The 20,619-nt window shown below is 50.2% G+C and carries 19 protein-coding genes and 2 tRNA genes; 17 read left to right on the top strand and 4 right to left on the bottom strand.

The annotated features are described in order from the left end of the window. Positions 1–11: 11 nt before the first annotated feature. The 4 genes from AC1DWB_RS20065 to pyrE all read left to right on the top strand — a co-directional run bounded on the left by AC1DWB_RS20065 (position 12) and on the right by pyrE (position 5,878). Positions 12–1,181, top strand: coding sequence for a carbamoyl phosphate synthase small subunit (locus AC1DWB_RS20065; RefSeq protein WP_477542869.1), 1,170 nt, complete (start codon positions 12–14; stop codon positions 1,179–1,181). Continuing rightward, positions 1,168–4,383: a carbamoyl-phosphate synthase large subunit gene (gene carB, locus AC1DWB_RS20060; protein WP_477542868.1), complete on the top strand. Its 3,216-nt coding sequence runs from the start codon at positions 1,168–1,170 to the stop codon at positions 4,381–4,383. The genes AC1DWB_RS20065 and carB overlap by 14 nt, the downstream gene beginning before the upstream one ends. 87 nt (positions 4,384–4,470) lie before the next feature. Further along, positions 4,471–5,220 carry an orotidine-5'-phosphate decarboxylase gene (gene pyrF, locus AC1DWB_RS20055; protein ID WP_477542867.1) on the top strand — a complete coding sequence of 250 codons (750 nt, stop codon included), beginning with the start codon at positions 4,471–4,473 and terminating at the stop codon, positions 5,218–5,220. A 19-nt stretch (positions 5,221–5,239) separates the two neighbouring features. Then, complete coding sequence (pyrE, locus tag AC1DWB_RS20050) at positions 5,240–5,878, top strand: orotate phosphoribosyltransferase (protein WP_477542866.1); 639 nt, start codon at positions 5,240–5,242, stop codon at positions 5,876–5,878. A 157-nt stretch (positions 5,879–6,035) separates the two neighbouring features. Here pyrE and AC1DWB_RS20045 read toward each other — a convergent pair whose 3' ends face one another. Beyond that, the gene (locus tag AC1DWB_RS20045; RefSeq protein ID WP_477542865.1) at positions 6,036–6,248 is read right to left on the bottom strand and encodes a hypothetical protein; all 213 of its coding nucleotides are present in this window, start codon (positions 6,246–6,248) and stop codon (positions 6,036–6,038) included. Between the two features lie 350 nt (positions 6,249–6,598). After that, on the bottom strand, positions 6,599–6,775 hold the full coding sequence (locus AC1DWB_RS20040; RefSeq protein ID WP_477542864.1) for a hypothetical protein: 177 nt from the start codon (positions 6,773–6,775) through the stop codon (positions 6,599–6,601). A gap of 267 nt (positions 6,776–7,042) precedes the next feature. On the opposite strand from AC1DWB_RS20040, the gene AC1DWB_RS20035 reads away from it, so the two are divergent. The 11 genes from AC1DWB_RS20035 to AC1DWB_RS19985 all read left to right on the top strand — a co-directional run bounded on the left by AC1DWB_RS20035 (position 7,043) and on the right by AC1DWB_RS19985 (position 17,559). Then, on the top strand, positions 7,043–7,891 hold the full coding sequence (locus AC1DWB_RS20035; RefSeq protein WP_477542863.1) for an ABC transporter ATP-binding protein: 849 nt from the start codon (positions 7,043–7,045) through the stop codon (positions 7,889–7,891). Further along, entirely contained in the window at positions 7,851–8,966 is a 1,116-nt protein-coding gene (locus AC1DWB_RS20030) for an efflux RND transporter periplasmic adaptor subunit (protein ID WP_477542862.1), read from the top strand. The genes AC1DWB_RS20035 and AC1DWB_RS20030 overlap by 41 nt, the downstream gene beginning before the upstream one ends. Before the next feature lie 3 nt (positions 8,967–8,969). Beyond that, the gene (locus tag AC1DWB_RS20025; RefSeq protein WP_477542861.1) at positions 8,970–11,921 is read left to right on the top strand and encodes an ABC transporter permease; all 2,952 of its coding nucleotides are present in this window, start codon (positions 8,970–8,972) and stop codon (positions 11,919–11,921) included. Positions 11,922–11,924: 3 nt separating this feature from the next. Then, complete coding sequence (locus tag AC1DWB_RS20020; RefSeq protein WP_477542860.1) at positions 11,925–12,806, top strand: ABC transporter ATP-binding protein; 882 nt, start codon at positions 11,925–11,927, stop codon at positions 12,804–12,806. Between the two features lie 4 nt (positions 12,807–12,810). Then, positions 12,811–14,319: an ABC transporter substrate-binding protein gene (locus tag AC1DWB_RS20015; protein ID WP_477542859.1), complete on the top strand. Its 1,509-nt coding sequence runs from the start codon at positions 12,811–12,813 to the stop codon at positions 14,317–14,319. Positions 14,320–14,346: 27 nt separating this feature from the next. After that, on the top strand, positions 14,347–14,808 hold the full coding sequence (locus AC1DWB_RS20010) for an NUDIX domain-containing protein (RefSeq protein WP_477542858.1): 462 nt from the start codon (positions 14,347–14,349) through the stop codon (positions 14,806–14,808). Positions 14,809–14,947: 139 nt separating this feature from the next. Then, positions 14,948–15,112 carry a hypothetical protein gene (locus AC1DWB_RS20005; RefSeq protein WP_477542857.1) on the top strand — a complete coding sequence of 55 codons (165 nt, stop codon included), beginning with the start codon at positions 14,948–14,950 and terminating at the stop codon, positions 15,110–15,112. Positions 15,113–15,224: 112 nt separating this feature from the next. Further along, positions 15,225–16,079: an AraC family transcriptional regulator gene (locus AC1DWB_RS20000; protein WP_477542856.1), complete on the top strand. Its 855-nt coding sequence runs from the start codon at positions 15,225–15,227 to the stop codon at positions 16,077–16,079. A 100-nt stretch (positions 16,080–16,179) separates the two neighbouring features. Further along, the gene (locus AC1DWB_RS19995) at positions 16,180–17,301 is read left to right on the top strand and encodes a Gfo/Idh/MocA family protein (protein ID WP_477542855.1); all 1,122 of its coding nucleotides are present in this window, start codon (positions 16,180–16,182) and stop codon (positions 17,299–17,301) included. A gap of 88 nt (positions 17,302–17,389) precedes the next feature. After that, positions 17,390–17,466: transfer RNA gene (locus AC1DWB_RS19990), tRNA-Met, on the top strand. 16 nt (positions 17,467–17,482) lie between these two features. After that, positions 17,483–17,559 (top strand) — tRNA-Ile (locus AC1DWB_RS19985). Positions 17,560–17,727: 168 nt separating this feature from the next. Here the strand turns inward: AC1DWB_RS19985 and AC1DWB_RS19980 are convergent. Together AC1DWB_RS19980 and AC1DWB_RS19975 are read right to left on the bottom strand one after the other, a co-directional pair. Continuing rightward, on the bottom strand, positions 17,728–18,648 hold the full coding sequence (locus tag AC1DWB_RS19980) for an S-layer homology domain-containing protein (RefSeq protein WP_477542854.1): 921 nt from the start codon (positions 18,646–18,648) through the stop codon (positions 17,728–17,730). 276 nt (positions 18,649–18,924) lie between these two features. Next, positions 18,925–19,137 (bottom strand): hypothetical protein, encoded by a 213-nt coding sequence (locus AC1DWB_RS19975; RefSeq protein ID WP_477542853.1) that lies wholly within the window; start codon positions 19,135–19,137, stop codon positions 18,925–18,927. Positions 19,138–19,440: 303 nt separating this feature from the next. Here AC1DWB_RS19975 and AC1DWB_RS19970 point away from each other — a divergent pair, with 303 nt between their 5' ends. Then, positions 19,441–20,130: a metal-dependent hydrolase gene (locus AC1DWB_RS19970; protein WP_477542852.1), complete on the top strand. Its 690-nt coding sequence runs from the start codon at positions 19,441–19,443 to the stop codon at positions 20,128–20,130. Positions 20,131–20,233: 103 nt separating this feature from the next. Then, positions 20,234–20,619: NADPH-dependent FMN reductase (ssuE, locus tag AC1DWB_RS19965; protein ID WP_477542851.1), on the top strand; the 386-nt coding region annotated here is incomplete at its 3' end.

Below are 20,619 nucleotides of genomic sequence, written 5' to 3'. Positions count from 1 at the left end.
AGTGAATGGGAATGCAAGCAAGATTAGTGTTGGAAGATGGCACGGTATTCACCGGTAAAGCGTTCGGCAGCGAGGGCGAATCGGTAGGGGAAGTCGTGTTCAATACAGGAATTACTGGTTATCAGGAAGTGCTATCCGATCCATCATACTGTGGACAAATCGTGACCATGACGTACCCGCTTATCGGGAACTACGGCATTGCCCGAGACGACTTCGAATCAATCCGCCCGTTCATCCACGGCTTCGTCGTGCGCCAGCACGAAGAAGTACCGAGCAACTGGCGTGCCCAATATACGGTAGACAGCTTGTTGAAGGAGTACGGCATTGTCGGAATTAGCGACATCGACACCCGAATGCTGACCCGCATTATTCGCCATCACGGCGTTATGAAGGCCATGCTCACAACGTCTAACCGCAAGGTAGAAGACATGATGGAGCAATTGAAAGCTAGTGTCCTGATGACGGACCAAGTATCGCGGGTTTCGACGAAGAGCGTATTCAGCTGCCCGGGTACACGCGAGCGTGTCGTTCTGGTCGATTTTGGTGCGAAGAGTGGTATTATCCGCGATTTATCGAAGCGCGGCTGCGATGTAGTTGTCGTGCCTCAAGACGCAACGGCCGAACAGATTCGCCGCTTGGCACCTGATGGTATTCTGCTGTCGAACGGTCCTGGGGACCCGAAGGACGTACCTCACGCGGCGAGAATGATCGCAGAATTGCTTGGGGAATTCCCGATCTTCGGAATTTGCCTCGGCCATCAGCTGTTCGCGCTTGCTTGCGGAGCGGATACCGAGAAGATGAAGTTTGGCCATCGAGGTGGAAACCATCCAGTTAAAGACCTGGAATCCAACCGTTGCTATATCACTTCGCAGAACCACGGTTATGCCGTGAATGATCAATCGATCGCAGGTACGGATCTGATCGTCACACATATCAACAACAACGATAAAACGATCGAAGGCTTGAAGCATGCCAAGCATGCTGCATTCTCTGTACAATACCACCCAGAGGCTGCACCAGGACCATTCGATTCCAGCTACTTGTTCGATAACTTCATCGAGATGATTCGCCAGTTCAAGCTGGACCGTCCTGGACTGCCTCGACAAGCGGAGATCATCGCCGCCAGACCTAACCGCCATTCGGCTGCTGTGAAAGGGGAGCTCGCATATGCCAAAAAATAATAGCCTCAAGAAAATACTTGTGATTGGCTCCGGTCCGATCGTTATTGGACAAGCTGCCGAGTTCGACTACGCCGGAACACAAGCATGCCAAGCGTTGAAGGAAGAGGGCATGGAAGTTGTTTTGATCAACAGCAACCCTGCCACCATTATGACTGACACGAACATGGCTGACAAAGTATACATTGAACCGATTACGCTTGATTTCGTCTCGCAAATTATTCGCCAAGAGAAGCCGGACGGTTTACTCCCGACATTGGGTGGACAAACCGGGTTGAACATGGCGGTGGAACTCGCTCGCGCAGGCGTTCTAGAACGTGAGAACGTCAAGCTGCTCGGTACACAGCTGACAGCGATTGAGAAGGCGGAAGACCGTGATTTGTTCCGCGATCTGATGCGTGAATTGGAACAGCCGGTTCCAGCCAGTGTTATCGTGACGACAGTTGCTGAAGCAGTTGACTTCGCGAATGAGATCAGGTTCCCGATCATCATCCGTCCAGCATATACGCTTGGTGGAACAGGGGGCGGGATATGCAACTCCGAAGAAGAACTGATCGAGACCGTATCTTCAGGTATCCGGTATAGCCCCATTGGTCAATGCTTGGTTGAACGTAGCATTGCAGGGATGAAAGAAGTGGAATACGAAGTAATGCGTGATGCGAACGACAACTGTATCGTCGTCTGTAACATGGAGAACTTCGATCCGGTAGGCGTGCACACAGGCGACAGTATCGTCGTGGCGCCAAGCCAGACGTTGTCTGACCGTGAATATCAAATGCTTCGTTCAGCATCACTGAAAATTATTCGTGCGCTGAATATCGAAGGCGGCTGCAACGTGCAGTTCGCGCTCGATCCGCACAGCTTCCAATATTATGTCATTGAAGTGAACCCGCGTGTAAGCCGCTCTTCGGCACTTGCTTCCAAGGCGACTGGATACCCGATCGCCAAGATGGCCGCGAAGATTGCAATCGGCTACACATTGGATGAGATTGTGAACCCAGTAACTGGACAAACGTATGCATGTTTCGAGCCTACACTCGACTACATCGTATCGAAAATTCCGCGTTGGCCGTTCGATAAATTCACGAGCGCTAATCGGAAGCTAGGTACGCAAATGAAAGCGACGGGCGAAGTCATGGCTATCGGCCGGACGTTCGAAGAGTCGATTCATAAAGCGATTCGTTCCCTTGAAATCGGCGTTCACCGTCTTTATCTGAAAGGGGCCGAGCTGCTAGACACCGATATGCTGGAAACTCGACTGGCCAAGCCGGATGACGAGCGGATGTTCCTGATCGCCGAAGCATATCGTCGTGGTTATACCCTGCAACAAATTCAAGATTTGACGAAGATCGACTGGTGGTTCCTGAACAAGCTTGAAGGGTTGATCCGCTTCGAGGCTAACTTGCAGCAACCCGAATTGTCCGATGAGCTTCTGTTGGATGCGAAGCGCAAAGGGTTCACGGATCGTGCAATCGCCGAGCTTCGTGCTGAAGCAGGATTGTCGACACTTACGAAGGAAGCTGACATTCGGGCGCACCGAATCAGTCGCAGCATGAAGCCAGTCTACAAGATGGTTGACACCTGTGCAGCGGAATTCGAAGCTACGACACCTTACTATTACTCCACTTATGAGACAGAAGACGAAGTGCTGAAGACGACCAAAGAGAAAGTCATGGTGCTCGGATCTGGGCCGATTCGGATCGGACAAGGAATCGAGTTCGATTATTCCACCGTTCATGCGGTATGGGCGATTCAAGCGGCGGGATACGAAGCGATTATCGTGAACAACAACCCGGAAACCGTTTCGACTGATTTCAGCACTTCCGATCGACTGTATTTCGAACCGTTATTTTATGAAGATGTAATGAACATCATTGAGCACGAGAAGCCAATTGGAGTTATCGTTCAGTTCGGTGGTCAAACCGCCATCAACTTGGCAGCACCATTGACACGCGCAGGCGTACGTATACTGGGCAGCAGCCTGGAAAGCATCGACGCAGCCGAAGATCGCAAGAAGTTCGAAGCTTTGCTTACCCAACTTAATGTAGCACAACCTCCGGGCGGTACCGTTACATCCGTAGACCAAGCAGTAGGCACAGCAGCCCAATTCGGGTATCCGGTTCTTGTTCGTCCGTCATACGTACTGGGCGGTCGCGCGATGGAGATCGTCTATTCCGACCAAGAGCTGCTCAGCTACATGGAATACGCCGTGAAGATTAATCCGGAGCATCCGGTTCTGATCGACCGTTACATGCTGGGTAAAGAAGTGGAAGTTGACGCCATCTGTGATAGAGAAACTGTCCTTATACCTGGTATCATGGAGCATGTTGAACGAGCAGGAGTTCACTCCGGTGACTCGATCTCAGTGTATCCGCCGCAATCGATATCCGATGAAATTAAGCAACAAATTGTTGACATTACGATTAAAATTTCCAAAGCGCTTGATGTAGTCGGGTTGGTCAACATCCAGTTCGTCATCTACAAAGAACAAGTCTATGTCATTGAAGTGAACCCGCGTTCATCCCGTACCGTACCGTTCTTGAGCAAAGTGACGAACGTACCGATGGCCAACGTGGCAACCCGCGTCATTCTAGGTGAGAAACTGACAGATATGGGCTATGTGAACGGCTTGTGGCCGGAAGATCAAGAGAACGTCTCGGTTAAAGTACCGGTATTCTCCTTCGCCAAGCTGCGCCGTGTAGATACAACGCTCGGGCCTGAGATGAAGTCGACTGGCGAAGTCATGGGACGCGATCGGAATTTCGCCAAGGCTCTGTACAAAGGCTTTATCGGTTCTGGTATGAAAATACCGCCGACTGGCGCAATCATTGCGACTGTAGCGGACAAGGACAAAGATGAAGCGATTGAAATCCTGCGTGGATTCTATGAACTTGGTTACAAAATCGTTGCAACTGGCGGTACAGCGACTGCGCTTGAGAAGGCGGGGTTGCGCGTGACGACCGTGAATAAGCTGAGCGAAGGCTCACCTAACATTCTTGATCTGATTCGCAATGGTGAAGCTCACTTCATCGTGAACACTTTAACCAAAGGGAAGAAGCCGGAACGCGATGGCTTCCGTATTCGCCGCGAAGCGGTGGAGAATGGCGTCGTCTGTATGACTTCGCTCGATACGGTACGTGCCTTGTTGCATGTGCTGAACACGATCAATTTCTCTTCGCGCTCCATGCCTGTAGCACAACTATAATTCATCGGAATGCGTCACCCGAACATCCTTGTTCGAGTGGCGCATTGCTTTGACATATTCGATCTGAAGAAGAGGGAGGCGATGTCAATGTTGGAAAGCGGTACGCAGGTTGACGCTGGGAACAGTTCGCCATTAGTAGAGCGCATCATGGTGGCACTGGATTACCCGAATGAGGCTGGGGCCGAACTTCTGTTGCAGCAGTTACAGGGCATTCCTTGTTACATGAAGGTAGGGATGGAGCTGTTCTATGCGGCAGGTCCGCAATTCGTGCTCCGGTTGAAGGAACAAGGGTACAAAGTATTCCTTGATCTGAAGCTGCATGACATCCCGAATACGGTGAAGGGCGGGTCCGCCAGCGTAACCCGACTTGGTGTGGACATGTTCAACGTCCACGCGGGCGGCGGCCTTGCAATGATGCAGGCTGCGTGCGAGGGCGTCGAGTCCGCGCTCACGTCTGGCAGCAGTCGGCCGATCGTCATCGGCGTGACGCAGCTGACGAGCACGAGCCGCGCGACGCTGAACGACGAGATCGGCATCGCCGGCCCGGTCGAGGACGCCGTGCTGCGCTACGCGTCACTCGCCCGCGAGGCGGGCCTCGACGGCGTCGTGGCGTCGCCCTTGGAAGTGCCTGGCGTCAAAGCCCGCTGCGGCACTTCCTTCGTGACGGTGACGCCGGGCATCCGCCCGGCCGGTGCCGCGCTGGGCGATCAATCCCGCGTCATGACGCCGCGAGAAGCATTCGCCCAAGGCACCGACTACATCGTCATCGGCCGGCCAATCACGGCCGCCCCTGACCCGCGTCAAGCATTAGAGCAAATCGTAGCCTCTCTATCCTAAGAAGGAGTTGTTGACCACTATGACGATTCGTTATTTATCCGAACAAATAGCTGAAGCATTACTAGAGATTGGAGCTGTTGCCCTGCGTCCGAAGGAGCCGTTCACATGGACGTCTGGCATCAAGTCGCCGATCTATTGCGACAACCGCTTGACGATCTCATATCCGCACATTCGCGACCTGATCACTTTAGGCTTCTCAGAGATGATCCGTGATTTGTACCCTGAAGCACAAGTCGTTGCGGGAATCGCGACGGGCGGCATTCCGCATGGCGCATTCGTAGCGCAGAAGCTGAACCTGCCGATGATTTATGTACGCGACAAGGCGAAGGGACACGGGAAAGAAAATGTAATCGAAGGCGTTATTAAGCCGGGGCAGAAAGTCGTTATGATCGAAGATCTGATCTCAACGGGAGGCAGCTCCATCAAAGCGGCGAACGCGGTTCGCGACGCAGGAGCTGAAGTGCTCGGTATCATTGCCATATTCAATTATCAGTTGGATGCCGCAACGAACGGCTTCAAGGAATCCGGCTTCGCTTATGATTCCCTGTCCAACTACACAGCCATGATCGACGTAGCCGTCAAGCTGGGCCGAATCCCACAAGAAGATGTAGCGCTGTTGCAATCATGGAGAACGAATCCGGTGTCATATGGCGCTTAAACCTAACGTTACAACAGGAAATCCCGTATCGCGTGGAATGCGCGGCGGGATTTTTCCTATTAAGGTTATCATTGAAATGTAAAATACCTGCTCATAGGAATGAACAGGTATTTTATGAGCGAAATGTAATGATTAAGACAAATAGAGGAAGAGGGGACTACTCTGCAGGATCTGAACTAGAGTCGGTTGATTCAGGAGATTCGCTTACTTCGTCGCTTACTTCATCGGTGGCTTCATCACTGGCTTCGCCGCTTTCTTCCGATTGTTCGATTGCGGCTTCGTCTACGGATTCTTCAACAGCTACGGCTACTTCTTCTACTGTTTCTTCCGCTGCAGTTTCTTGCACGACTTGATCTTCAGCATCTGCCATCTTAATCCCTCCCATAATCACTTAGATTATCTAAGTGTATAGTTAGTATAGGGCATTAGTCTTGGAACATGTTGTCGATTGGTGTAACGCTAATATTAATTTTTGATTACAATTGCGGCTACCGACAGTATAATGCCCCACAAAGGTAGAGCCAACAAGATTCCATTCACAAGCCCTATCATGAAGCGATTCTCCTCTTCCATTTCGATTCCTCCGTCCAACACCGATACCATATGGTATTCAGTATGTCCGGCTTATGGAAGCCTTAAACAATGCATTATGATCGGTTGTTTCTGTACAATCGCGGACATTAAAAAAGACTGAGCCAGTAGCCCAGTCCTTCACATGATTCAATGGCATACCGCCACATTGTCAAAGTATTGTATCGTAGAGCCGTCGAACTTCATAAGCGGCACTGGTTTGTATTCTGCTGTTTCCTGAGCGCTGCTGCTGATCCGTTCACTGACAGCGGAGGCGATGATAGCTATTGCAACTACGATTCCGAAGATCCACACTTTTTTGTTCAAGTTAACCAGCCTCCCGAGCATTACCATTCTTGTATCCTTATTTTACAACAAAACATAGTAAATGACTAGGGATTTACGGAATTATTTTGCCAAGCAACTTCTTAAGAAATAATTAAGAATCCTTTACGTTCTCCTTAACAACTGAGCTATATAATGAAACGGTATGTTGAAAAAAGAGAAAAATATGTAAAACAAATTGTAACTTTTTAACCATTTGTTTCGTCTATAATTCTGTATAATATTAGAAATTGAGAGGAGAACGAATCGATGGGGTGGCTACAACGTCTGAGAAAGTCGGATTCAACGGGAATCGATTCCCCCGGTGCGACCGGTGGCGCGAATCTCGAAGCCGCAGAAGAGACAGACGTGAGAGACGGCGAAGCGCCGAAGATAGCGGGGGAAGGCACAATTAGCGCCCTAGTGGAACACGTATCTCCAACCGAGCCGATTGTAATCGTTCGCGGGGTAGAGCGTTCTTTCCACACGGGCAGCCGGACGTTACATGTGCTGAAGGGCATCGAGATGGAGCTGATGCCGAAGCGACTTATTATGCTCAGAGGGCGATCCGGTTCCGGCAAGACGACTCTATTGAATTTAATTGGGGGTCTCGATCAGCCGAATAAAGGTGAAATTTTTTTCCAAGGCTGTCCATTCCATGAATGGAATGACAGTCAACGAACGGAGGTTAGGCGCAAGCAATTCGGATTCATCTTTCAATCTTTCGCGTTAATGCCACTCTTATCCGCATGGGAGAATGTGGAGCTCTCACTTCGTATGGCTGGGACGCCACGTTCGCAATGGAAGGGGAGGGTGCAGCATTGTCTGGAGCTGGTAGGCTTAGGCAAGCGAATGCATCATCGGCCGTTCGAGCTCTCGGGCGGAGAGCAGCAGCGGGTTGCAATTGCCAAGGCGATAGCACACCGACCCACCTTGCTGCTGGCTGACGAACCTACGGCAGAGCTGGATTCGCAGATGGGAGCTCAGGTTATGACTGTATTCCGGGACATTATCGAGACGGAACAGGTCACAATCTGCATGACAACGCACGATCCTACGATTTTGGAGGTAGCCGACCATGTCTATCAAATGGTGGATGGGAAATTCATCGATACATAACCGACAGCGCACCATCAAGCGTGGTGCCGTACTTATTTTATCACTTAGTTTATTGTTATCCACCGGATGTTCCCTGCTTCCCAAGGAAGGTGAGGAAGAGGTGCTGCCTACGATTAATCCGCCTAAGCTGTCGAAGAAGCCGGAGTACACGGCGAAGACAGAAACCTTGGAGACGAAGGTTCGCGGTTCCGGCAAATTAATGGCAACGAAGGAAGAGTCTCTTTATTTCACAGACAGTAATAAGAGGATTAAGGATGTATACGTGAAATCCGGCGAACCAGTCAAAGCAGGACAGCTCATCGCAGAGTTAGATGTGAGCGATCTGGAGAGCTCATTGCGTCAGAAGCGGCTGCAATCGCGCAGTGACGAGCTGAAGATGATCGAGCTGTTGCGTCAGAGCGATGACAAGACTGCTGAGCAGATGGAGCAGGCCAAGATTGACTTCGAGCTGAAGCGGGATGAGTTGGTGAAGTTGGAGGAGTCGATCAGCAAGGCCAAGCTGAAAGCTCCGTTCGATGGGATCGCCGTCTCGGTCTACATCAAGAAGGGTGACAGCGTAACTGCCTATGATGAAGTAGCCGTCGTGTCGGATCTGAATCAGTTGACGGTTGCGGCGGATCTAAGCGCTGATGATCTGAAGAAGGTTGCGGTCGGGATGGAAGTGACGGTCGATATCAACGCAGCAGGTCAACATAAAGGCAAGGTCAAGCAACTGCCTAATCCGAAGTCGACGGATACGAGCGGCCAACGTCCAGGCGGCGGGATGGGTGGAACGGGACAGCAGCCGCGACAGCCGGATACTATAGACAAATATTTGCTAGTCGAGCTGGATGCGTTCCCTAAGGGAGTGCAGCGCGGTACCCCGTTAAGCGTCTCTATCATTACGCAGCGCAAGGTGAATGCCACTACGATTCCTTCCGCCGCACTGCGTTCTTACTCTGGACGTAATTACGTTCAAGTCGTGGATGCGCAAGGCAACAAGAAGGAAGTCGATGTGGAGATCGGCCAGCAAACGTCTACCGATGTGGAGATTGTGAAGGGGCTGTCGCCCGGACAAAAAGTGGTGGGGAAATAACTTATGCCGATGCTGAGGTTTCTTTACCGGAAAATGTGGAATACCCGCTGGCTGACGCTCAGCTCCCTGATTGGATTGATTGTCGCGGTCTCCTTTACGACCAGCATTCCGATGTATGCCGACGGATCCTTGAAGCGTGTTGTAGCGAAATCACTGCTGGAGAAAAGCGACGGAATGCCTCCTGGTTCAACGCTTATTCGGTATCAGGCAGTGGGCAGCGACAGAGCTGATCTGGAAGCACTGAACGATGTTGATACGTTCATCCGCGACGATATCCCGAAGCAGATCGGGTTTGCGAATCAAGCCTACGTGCGCGCGATGTCGATCCGTAACGCTCAGATTACACCTGTAGACCCGACCAAGGTGGATCCGAGCAAGCGCAGGCAAATGTCGATTGCCTCTTGGACCGAGCTTTCAGATCACGTGGAACTGACAGGTGGTAAGCTATATGCCAATCAGAGTCAATCCGGTGTCATCGAAGCTCTCGTGTACGAGGAAGCGATGTCCAAGAATGACTTCCGAGTCGGCGACGAGTTCATGTATCCGATAGCTGGAGGACTCGGTATTGCCCCGTTGAAAATTCGTGTTGTAGGAAGCTTCCAACCGAAAGTAGAAGGCGACCCGTATTGGTTCCAAGGCTTCGAAGGATTAGCGGGAACGTTCCTTGTCAGCGATGATGTCTTTCAGAAGGAACTGCTTCAACAGAAAAAAATACCGCTCAATCTAGCTAATTGGTACTACGCCTTCGACCTTAGCGAGATCAAGACGAGCCAACTCGGACCGCTGTCGAGGACGCTGGACCGGATGGACGTTACCTTGTATCAGAAGCTCAAGGAAACTCGCGTGGACATCTCATTCAAGGATATGTTGAATGAGTTCAAGAAACAGAGTCTGCAGATGCAGATGCTGCTATTCACATTGGCTGCACCGATGCTGGCCATGGTGTTCTACTATATCGTGATGAACGCGAGGCAAGCGCTCGACCGACAACGCAGCGATATCGCTGTTCTTCGCAGTCGGGGGGGAAGTACTCGTCAGATTATCGGCGTGTATTTGCTGGAAGGGCTGCTGCTAGGTGTGATCGCCCTTATCATAGGTCCGATGCTAGGCTGGTTCATGGCTAAGAGCATAGGCTCGTCCAACGGATTTCTTACATTCGTCGACCGCAAGTCTGTTCCTGTGGGCGTCTCGCAAGAGTCATTGTTGTACGGAGCAGGTGCGGTACTGCTAGCCATTCTAGCGAGCGTGATCCCGGCTGTGATGTACGCCAAATCGTCGATTGTCAGCTATAAGCAAGCGCTCGCCAGGTCAGATCGCAAACCGTTGTGGCAGCGATGGTATCTTGATATTGTGTTAGTCGCATTAGCCGGCTATGGATATTATTCGTTCCAGACGTATCAAATTCTGTCCGTCAAGACCGGAATGACGAACGATCAGCTGCAAGTGCATCCACTTCTGTTCTTCGTTCCGGCGTTATCGATATTCGCAGTAGGGCTGTTCTTCCTACGGATATTTCCTTGGCTGCTGCGCTTGTTCAACTGGCTCGGCAAACGGTTCCTTCCCGTGTCGATCTACTTGACGCTCACGCAGCTGTCACGGTCGTCCAAGGCCTATTATCCACTTATGCTGTTACTCATTCTGACTCTTGGGTTAGGCGTATACAATTCATCGGCAGCTCGTACGATTGATCTGAATTCTACAGAACGAACACTGTATGAATATGGCACAGACGTTGTGATTCAGACCGTATGGGAAGGCTCCTCGGATATGACTCTGCCGGAGCAGGGTGGAGATCCGGGCCAAGGCGGGCAAGGTGGTGGAGGAAGCCAAGGTGGCGGACAGGGCCAAGGCGGCCAAGGTGGAGGTCAAGGAGGTCAAGGCGGCGGACAGGGTCAAGGAGGTCAAGGTGGAGGTCAGGGAGGTCAAGGCGGTGGTCAGGGCAGTGGTGACTCCAAGATGCGTTTCGTCGAGCCCCCATTCGAGCTGTTCCGCAGTTTGGAAGGCGTTGCTCACGCGGCACGCGTCTTGCAGACGAAAGGCAGTGTGGTCGTCTCAGGACGGACGGCAGGCCAAGGCATGGTCATGGGCATCGATAACGTCGATTTCGCAGATGTTGCCTGGTTCCGTAATGATTTGTTCCCAGCGAATCCAAGAGCATACTTGAATCTGCTCGGTTCTTTCGAACAAGCGGTCATCGTACCGTCCGGCTTCGCTGAGAAGCACCAGCTGAAGACAGGTGATCTGATCAATATTGCGATTCAGCAGCAGTCCATAGAATTCGTCATCGTAGGCATTCTGCCTTACTGGCCGAGTCAATATCCAGACCAAATGCCGTTCTTCATCACGAATCTGGACTACATCTATGATCAGGCTCCAATTGTGCCTTATGAAGTATGGTTGAAGATGCAGCCGGGCGCGAAGCTGGCCCCTGTCATTGAATCACTGCAAGCCAACAAAGTACAAATAGCGAGTTATAAGGATGTCCGCAACGAACTAATTACTCAAAGCAAGCACCCTTCGCGGGGAGGTGTGTTCGGTATCTTGAGCCTGGGCTTTCTTGTATCAGTTCTCGTCTCGCTAATCGGTTACATCTTATATTGGTTTTTCAACTTATCCAGCCGGGTTGTACAGTTCGGCGTGCTGCGAGCGATGGGGCTGTCCCGCCGTCAACTGACCGGGATGCTGCTGCTAGAGCAAGGTTTCACAGCAGGCTTGTCAATTGGGCTAGGCATTCTTATAGGGAAGTTGACTAGCGTGCTGTTCCTTCCGTTTCTACAAACGGCTGAGTCAGCCAAGACGCAGGTTCCACCATTCCGGGTTGTCTTCGAATCGAAGGATGCGAATCAGTTGTATATCGTCGTAGCCTTCATGATGCTGACCGGGGCAACGTTATTGTTCCTGCATATCCGCAGGCTGCGAGTACATCAAGCGGTTAAGCTGGGAGAGGAGCGGTAACTTGTGATTACTTGCGATGGACTAGTCAAAATATACAAAACCGACGAAATCGAAGTCGTTGCTCTGCAAGGCTTGAACATTGCAGTTGAAGCTGGAGAGATGATGGCGATTATCGGGAACAGCGGCAGCGGCAAATCTACATTGCTGAACATTCTGGGCGGCCTCGACCGCCCCTCCGCAGGTCAAGTTCATGTTGGAGAATGGGATTTGCTGAAGATTACAGACGACCAGCTCGTAGAGTACAAACGGCGTACGGTCGGCTTCATCTGGCAGAACAATGCGCGCAACCTGCTTCCCTATCTCACAGCGTTAGAGAATGTCGAGATGCCGATGATGCTGGGCGGCAAGATCGACCGTGCCTATGCGAGACAGCTGCTGGAATGGGTGGGTCTCAAGGATCGAATGAAGAATAAGCTCTTCCAACTGTCCGGTGGAGAACAGCAGCGTGTAGCGATCGCCATCTCGCTCTCGAATCGACCATCGCTGCTGCTCGCTGATGAACCTACTGGCTCGGTAGACTCTCAAACTTCCGATCTCATTATGGATATATTCCGACGGTTGAACCGGGAGTTGGGTGTTACGATCGTAATTGTCACGCATGACTTGTCGCTGGCGAGCAAGGTAGATCGAGTTGTCGCGATTCGTGATGGCATGACGAGCACCGAGTTCATTAAGCGGAATCCGAACTTGATTGTGGACAATGGAGATGGAGTGGGACGCAAATCGATTCAGGATGTGCACGAGGAATACGTCGTGCTGGATCGAGCGGGTCGCTTGCAAATACCGAAAGCGTACTTGCAAGCTTTGCAAATATCGAACAAAGCTTCGATGGAATTTGACGGAGAGAAGATTATGATTCGAGCTCCGAAATCACTGGAGGGATAAACCAATGACGAACAGTAAGACGAAGAGAAAATGGCTGAGAACGCTCACGAGCGCTACCTTGACACTGTCCTTAGTTGTGCCGCTATTAGCCGCTTGCGGTACGAATTCCAATGCCGACGACAAGACAGAGCGCGTATTAAGAATTGCCTCGAGCTATGGAGGATCAGATGATGAATACTTCCGCCAGCAGTTCACGGAAATATTCGAATACTCGCACCAGAACATCAAAATCGAGATCGTTCCGATCATGGACTATAATCAGTACCGGTATGCACAGCCAAAGCCAGGAGAGAAGCAGCCTGATCCGCTAGAGAAGCTGAAGGAGCTCATGACTGGAGCGAATCCGCCTGACATCGCGCTGCTCAATCTGGAACAGCTTCCCGATCTTGTAGCCAACAACATGTTGCTGCAGCTGGACCCGATGATTACCAAGGACAAATTCGACACGACCGATATTGTACCATCGGTAATAGACGGATTGAAGAGCATGGGGGATGGCAAGCTGTACGCCCTTGCACCGACCTTCTCCTCTAGTGCACTCATGTACAACAAGAAGTTGTTCGATGACGCAGGTGTTGCGTATCCGAAGGACAACATGACTTGGGATGAGATGTTCGATCTGGCAAGACGAGTATCCAAAGGGGAAGGGGCAGACCGTAAATATGGGTTCTCCTTCAGCAACTACTCGTTTAATGACAACCTCTTTTATGAAATGAACAATTATTATACGAGCCCGCTCCAACTGCGGATGTTTAACGATACCGGGGACAAGATGACCGTTGATTCCGACAAGTGGGAGACGGTTTGGAAGACCATGCAGGGCTTGGTTAAGGAAAAGATATTCCCTGAGTCTCCAGACCGTAATCAAATGGCCAAACCTATGAACCAGGAAGACTTTAATCCATTCCAGAACGATATGTTCAAATCAGGAAAACTCGCCATGACCTTCGTCCAGAATTACCAGATCAATGATATGATTATGGCGAATAAGAGCGCTACAAATGTAAAAGGATTTACGCCGATCGATTGGGATATCGTTACGGTTCCCACACATCCAGAAGCTAAGGGAATGGGCGGCAACATCTACATGAATGGAATTATGGGCATCAATGCGAAGGCGCAAAATCAGAAAGATGCTTGGGAATTCCTGAAGTTCGTCAACGGTGAGGAATGGGCCAAATTGAAAGGCCGCAGTGTGAATCAGATGGTATCCCGTAAGAAGTTTATTCAGCCGCGAGACGGATTGACCTACAACATTAAGGCGTTATACTCTCTTACCCCGGCACCTGCTAACGAAATGAACAAACTGTATCGCGAGAAGCCATATATCGGGCAAGTGCAGAGCATGGGCTTCAATTACTTCAAGCAGGCCATGGATGGTACGAAGGGCGTTCGTGATGCGCTCAAGGAATGGCAGACAGCGGGCGATGCCAGGTTGCAGCAATTGAAAGACGACCCGAATGCCCAGATGAACATGGGCAAGATGGGAATGAGCTCTACCATAGCCTATTAATATAGACTTAACCAGGTAGGAGATCTTATGCCAACATACGAGATTCGAGCCAGAGTGACGGGTGTATTGGTCGAGGATGGGCGACTGCTGCTTGTGAAACATAAGAAGCAGATTGCCGACAATCGATACTGGTCACTGCCAGGCGGTAAGTTAGAGCAGGGTGAGACACTGGAAGCCGCGATGATCCGTGAGATGTTGGAGGAGACCGGACTGCATGTACGGATCGAACGGCTGCTGTATGTGTGTGATAAGCCGGAGGAAGACGTTTCCCGAATCCACTTCCTGTTTCTATTGAACAGAGAGTCGGGTGCGCTCAAGCTGCCATCGAATGATTTCGACGACAACTCCATTCTGGATGTGCAGATGATCCCGATTGGACAGTTATCAGATCCTGAATACCACTTCTCACCTCAGTTCTCGGAGTTAGCACGCAATGGCTTTCCCGGTGCAGGTCATTATGTCGGCCACAAATCGCGAATTGGACTCTAATAGCTGCTTCTACGAACCGTCAGGGCTTAAGCCTTGGCGGTTCGTGTTGTTATCGACAAATGAAACGTACGGGTTAAATAATTCCCAACTTTGGATATGCTAACTTGTATGCGATTAATTCGTCAGGGAGGCGGTTCAGATGGATTGGGTGTATTGGGTCAAGTTATATGAGAGTAAATTTCAAGCGGGATGTTTAGCTAAGCGGATGGAAGAAGATTGGTGGGTCTACGGTTACGAATGTCCACAGACGGTAGAAGTGTTCCGTTCGAAGAAGGGGAAGTTCGGCGTCCGGTATATTTTGTAGTACCAAGCCGTGTGCCGTTCCCTCCATATCGGGTTCAGCTTGTCGCTCCTCCCTACGTGGATTACAATAGGATTAGAAGAAGAGCATCACTTCACTTAGTGGGGGACAAGGCATGAAACCGACTCATACGATCAATAGACCTATAACCGTTACCTATAGTGATCATTATCAACCGAACACCATCGGATTCCATTCCCATCTCCATCATGAGATCTATTACTTCAACGGTGGGACGTGCAATTATTTGATAGGGGACAAGCTGTACGAGCTGTTGCCAGGTGATCTGATCCTCATGCATGGTATGACCTTGCACAGTCCTCATGTGGGGCCAGAGGGGATTTATGAGCGCACGACGATTCACTTCGATCCCGATTATGTACAAGGTCTAGCCGGGCCTTCATTCGGGATTAACCTGCTGCTGCCGTTTCAGGAGTTACGCAACCATCGACTGCGTCTGAATGGTGAGGAGCGGGAGGAGATTGAAGATCTTCTCCAGCGGATGATCACTCTCGATGCAGTCAAGGATACGAACGCCTTTCGGCGCCTACAGGCTGTGTTCTTGGAACTACTGCTCATGATTTATGGGCTCTGTGAACAACCGATGGAAGCTTTAAGTGAAGTGGTCTCCGATAAAACGCTGCATGTACAGAATATGATTTCTTTTCTGGAGAAGCATTATATGGAGGATTTGCATTTGGAGCAACTGGAGGACGCCCTGCATCTGAGCAAATATTACTTGTCCAAAATATTCAAGGAAGTTACCGGGGTTACCATCTTCGATTTCCTTTATCAGCGTCGAATTAATCAAGCGAAAATATGGCTGTTGTTGGACAAGAAGCTGTCTATTACCGATATCGGCTACCAGGCCGGGTTCAAACATCCTTCTCATTTCAGTCGGATGTTCAAAGGTCTAGTAGGCAGTACGCCAGAACAATACCGCAGACATCATTCATCTTCTTTCTCCTAGTGCTGCAATGAGAGTCAAATGAGCCCATTCATTTGTACAACAGTAAACAAGTATTTCTCCTCGGTAGTGTGCTACGATGTTCGTGGAGGCTGATCATAATATGGAACAAGTTCGCATTGGAATAGTAGGAATCGGTAACATGGGTACGTCCCATGCCACTTATTTGGCTCGTGGGGATGTCGACGGTGCAGTGTTGTCGGCTGTTTGTGATGTCAGCAAGGAACGGCTGCAATGGGCTGCAGACCAATGGGGGGATCGGGTTCGCACATTCGAGAGCGTCGAAGCGATGCTTGCCTCAGGTAGTGTTGATGCAGTGTTGATTGCGAACCGTCATTTCGATCATCCTGGTACGGCCAAGCTGGCATTCGAGCACGGCGTACACGTACTTTGTGAGAAGCCTGCTGGTGTATACGCGCTGCATGTCCGCGAGATGAACGAAGCTGCGGAGAAGAGCGGTCTGGTGTTCTCCATGATGTACAATCAACGTACGAATCCCTTGTATATTAAGCTGAGAGACTTAATCACATCGGGTGAACTGGGACAGATCCGCCGCACGAATTGGATCATTACGACGTGGTACCGTCCACAGAGTTACTACGATTCAGGCGGTTGGCGCGCGACTTGGGCAGGCGAAGGCGGCGGCGTTCTTCTGAATCAATGCCCGCACCAGCTTGATCTGTGGCAATGGGTGACGGGGCTGGCTCCCAAGCGGATTCGGGCATTCTGTTCATTCGGCAAATACCGCGATATCGAAGTCGAGGACGATGTAACGGCTTATGTTGAATACGAGAATGGAGCGACTGGCGTATTCATCACGACTACAGGAGAAACACCAGGCACGAACCGTTTCGAGATTACAGGCGACAACGGGAAAGTAGTGGTCGAGGACGGGAAACTTACATTTTGGCGGCTGCGTGTGCCAGAACCTCAATTCAATCAGACGTTCAAAGGTCCATTCGGGCAGCCGGAGAGTTGGAAGGTTGAAATTCCGGTGCAAGGTCAAGAGACCGGGCATAAGGGGATTACGCAAAATTTCGTCGATGCCATTCGCAAAGGAACGCCTCTGATTGCTCCAGGTGTGGAAGGAATCAATGGACTTTTGTTGTCCAATGCAATGTTAATGTCCAGTTGGCAGGACGATTGGGTCGAACTTCCTATGGATGAGCAACTCTTCCATGAGAAGATTCAAGAGAAAATCAACGGTTCGGTGTTTCGTTCCTAATTTCCGAAAAATTTGTCTTGACAGTTGATGTGAGGCTGGTGTATATTATTATTTGTCGCTGTCAGAAATGGTCGACAGTAACGAATGGCGCGGGGTGGAGCAGCCCGGTAGCTCGTCGGGCTCATAACCCGAAGGCCGCAGGTTCAAATCCTGCCCCCGCAACCAACCTCAAACATCAGAAGGGCCCTTAGCTCAGTTGGTTAGAGCGGTCGGCTCATAACCGATTGGTCGGGGGTTCGAGTCCCTCAGGGCCCACCATAAGATTACCATTACATAACCAATGAATAAGCCAGCCAGTATCCTCGTGAGAGTGACACTGGCTGGCTTTAGTTAACGATTCAGAAAGTGTAACTTCGCTGATTGTTCATCGTCTCGGCAAACGTACGGCGTCAAAGGACGCCGTTAGGCGTTAACCTTGTGGTCGGTCTAGCGAGTGCTTTCAACTGCTGCCTTAAGTACGGAGTTATAGGTCGACGCTAGGAATGTGTCGGCTTTGGGCTCAACGATTACTTGAGGGTACATTTTGTTGGGATCAGGCAGATGAGTGGTGTAGAACACCCAAGCTTCTCCATTGTCCTGAAACTCGATGCGTGTGATGCTTATTCCGTACCCGGGATTCGGCTTGCTGCCCCAGGAGACGGTTACTTGATTCACGTCTTCCGTCACTTTTGTCGTTTGCATCGTAACGGAGGAGTCTTCTGGCGGGATTGGATTCATCGGCTTATGTTCCTTCACGAATTGAATCGCTCGATGCAACATTTGAACAGATTCTCCACGAGTGATTTCCCTTTTCGGATAAAAGTTATTGTTGTCCAGCTTGGCCACTTTCATGATTAACAGATTTTGAATGGCGGTCATATAACCTTCGGAAACGTCCTTCTCGTCTTGAACGATCATCCAGATACTGATCAATGGGAAGTCACCCTTACGAGTCATACCTTCATACAGTAGCTTGGCGAACTGTTCACGAGTCATTACCTGAGTCGGATCGACATCCTTGGCAAGCGTCAAGCCGTTCAATTGAGCGATGATGAATGCTTGGGCATACCAGCTGTCATTGGGAATGCGGGAAAAATAATCGCTAGCCTTCGGTTCCTTAATAAATCGGATGTGATCGATATTCAAGTCAAAGCCTTTCACAATTAACTGAACGCCTTGGGCGAATGTTACCTTTCCTTTCGGTGCGAACGTCTCCGGATTGATTCCACTTACGATTCCAGCATCGCGAAGCGCAACAATGTCTGCCTCGGCATCATCACCTTGAATGTCCGAGAAGGCCCACACATTCGATTGAATGGACAATAGCAGGACAAGGGCCAACAGAACAGCAGCCCAACGCTTGATCATGAGAGTCACCAGCTTTCTGTAGTTTGTTGGATGAGTCACCCTTTCAAACGCCTCGCAATTGGAAAAGGTTGCATGGCTTGACCGATCATTTTCGGAAACCCTTATAGCCACAATGCCGAATTCGCCGAGGAAGTACTAGTCAAAAATGTAAAGCATCCGACTCGAAATAACCCTGGTGAAAGTGTTAACAAATAATAGGACAACGCCGAGCGCAGATCAGATCTGCGCTCGGCGTTTTTAAGTTCTCATTTGAATGTATGGGGCCAAAAATGTGATCTATTGCTTGGTTTGCGATTTCGCCTCTTTGGAAGCGAAAGCAATCAGGGTAATCGTTTCTCCCAGCTCTTGCTTGAATTTTCTTTCCAACTGTTCAATTTCTTGTACCATTTCTGGATGAATGCTAAGATTAGCGAATTGGTAAGTATCCATTCCCACAGTTGCCATCTCCTTATTTGTTGATGAACGATTATTTGGTAATAGTTTACCCATTTCGTCTTGATTTTACTCCTGACGTTTTGATATTGAGATGAACTCGGTGTAGTATGGAGTGTAGGAGACCATCGATTCATTCGTTGCTGAAGCAGATACGGCCGTTCCAAGCGAAAAAGGACCCTTTCTGCTCAAACATCTTGTTTGAACCTCCCTGATTGTATAAGGGATTCAGTGGATGGGAGGTTCAAGCCAAAACTCGCCAAGGTCCTCTTTTTCACTTTCCACTCCTAGGCCCAAAATGTATCGACAGTCTCTATATGTAGAGGAAATGAATTTTTCAATGGAAAGAAGGCGAATTAGATGGAAGTTACATATCATGGTCATTCCTGCGTTCAGCTTACTTCAGGAGGACATTCGATCATTATTGACCCGTTTATATCGGGTAATCCCCAAGCCGTAACCGATATCGAGAACATCAAGGTGGACTACGTTTTGCTGACCCACGGTCATACGGATCACACATTGGACGCGGTTCCGATCGCGACACGTAACGGCGCGACCATAGTAGCTACGTTCGAACTCGCGGCCTATATGGGTTGGCAAGGCGCGAAGACATCGGCCATGAACATTGGGGGCAGCATTTCTCTTGGTTTTGCCGAAATCCAGATGATCCAGGCGTTCCACAGCTCTTCGATCATCGTGGAGGAAGAAAAGAAGATCATCTATGCGGGGATGCCAGCCGGGTTCATCATTCGCTGGAATGGGTACACGCTACTCCATAGTGGTGACACCTCGTTGTTCTCCGATATGAAGATGATCGGGGAACGGAATTCCATCGACATCGCATTCCTGCCAATCGGCAATGTATTCACAATGGGACCCGACGATGCAGCAACTGCTGCACAATGGTTGGGGGCAAAGAAAGTGGTGCCGCTGCATTTCAATACGTTCCCATCAATTGTTCAGGATGGAGAGAGATTTGCTAGTGGCTTGTCCGAATATGGCATACAAGGTATTTCCTTAGAGCCAGGGGAAACCTTGTCGCTGTAAGTCTGCAGGAAATTCCAATTGACGGTAAACTTTCAACCGTGTACAATAACCCCGAGTGAAATGGTATGAATTAAAAATCAGATCGAGTGGAGCGTGGACCATTATGGCAAAAGTAGTCATCATCTCGGGCAGTCCTACCCCGACATCCCGAATTCATGGAGTTATTGATCATGCCAAGGCGCAGCTCGAACGTGCAGGCATACATACGGATTGGATCAAAGTAAGAGATATTCCGGCTGAAGATTTGCTGTACGCGAAGTTCGATAGCGAAGCGATTGTGTCAGCGAACGCACTTGTGGAACAGGCAGATGCGGTGTTCGTAGCCACTCCGGTGTATAAGGCCGCCTATACAGGCGTATTGAAAGCATACTTAGACTTGCTCCCTCAGAAGGGGCTGACCGGAAAAGTCGTACTTCCGTTAGCTGTAGGTGGAACAATCTCACATTTACTTGCGATCGATTATGCACTCAAGCCCGTGTTGTCCTCGCT

The sequence above is a fragment of the Paenibacillus sp. P4_E11 genome (genome assembly GCF_056401635.1).
The sequence above is the reverse complement of the archived record's forward strand: the minus strand, read 5'-3'. Positions and strand labels throughout refer to the sequence as shown.

Coding starts and splice junctions, on each gene's coding strand:
- pyrF (WP_477542867.1), top strand. CDS start 4,471: ATGTTGGAAAGCGGTACGCAGGTTGACGCTGGGAACAGTTCGCCATTA.
- AC1DWB_RS20015 (WP_477542859.1), top strand. CDS start 12,811: ATGACGAACAGTAAGACGAAGAGAAAATGGCTGAGAACGCTCACGAGC.
- AC1DWB_RS20010 (WP_477542858.1), top strand. CDS start 14,347: ATGCCAACATACGAGATTCGAGCCAGAGTGACGGGTGTATTGGTCGAG.
- AC1DWB_RS19975 (WP_477542853.1), bottom strand. CDS start 19,137: ATGGGTAAACTATTACCAAATAATCGTTCATCAACAAATAAGGAGATG.
- AC1DWB_RS20035 (WP_477542863.1), top strand. CDS start 7,043: ATGGGGTGGCTACAACGTCTGAGAAAGTCGGATTCAACGGGAATCGAT.
- AC1DWB_RS20005 (WP_477542857.1), top strand. CDS start 14,948: ATGGATTGGGTGTATTGGGTCAAGTTATATGAGAGTAAATTTCAAGCG.
- AC1DWB_RS20000 (WP_477542856.1), top strand. CDS start 15,225: ATGAAACCGACTCATACGATCAATAGACCTATAACCGTTACCTATAGT.
- carB (WP_477542868.1), top strand. CDS start 1,168: ATGCCAAAAAATAATAGCCTCAAGAAAATACTTGTGATTGGCTCCGGT.
- AC1DWB_RS19970 (WP_477542852.1), top strand. CDS start 19,441: ATGGAAGTTACATATCATGGTCATTCCTGCGTTCAGCTTACTTCAGGA.
- AC1DWB_RS20045 (WP_477542865.1), bottom strand. CDS start 6,248: ATGGCAGATGCTGAAGATCAAGTCGTGCAAGAAACTGCAGCGGAAGAA.
- AC1DWB_RS20065 (WP_477542869.1), top strand. CDS start 12: ATGCAAGCAAGATTAGTGTTGGAAGATGGCACGGTATTCACCGGTAAA.
- AC1DWB_RS20030 (WP_477542862.1), top strand. CDS start 7,851: ATGTCTATCAAATGGTGGATGGGAAATTCATCGATACATAACCGACAG.
- AC1DWB_RS20025 (WP_477542861.1), top strand. CDS start 8,970: ATGCCGATGCTGAGGTTTCTTTACCGGAAAATGTGGAATACCCGCTGG.
- AC1DWB_RS19980 (WP_477542854.1), bottom strand. CDS start 18,648: ATGATCAAGCGTTGGGCTGCTGTTCTGTTGGCCCTTGTCCTGCTATTG.
- pyrE (WP_477542866.1), top strand. CDS start 5,240: ATGACGATTCGTTATTTATCCGAACAAATAGCTGAAGCATTACTAGAG.
- AC1DWB_RS19995 (WP_477542855.1), top strand. CDS start 16,180: ATGGAACAAGTTCGCATTGGAATAGTAGGAATCGGTAACATGGGTACG.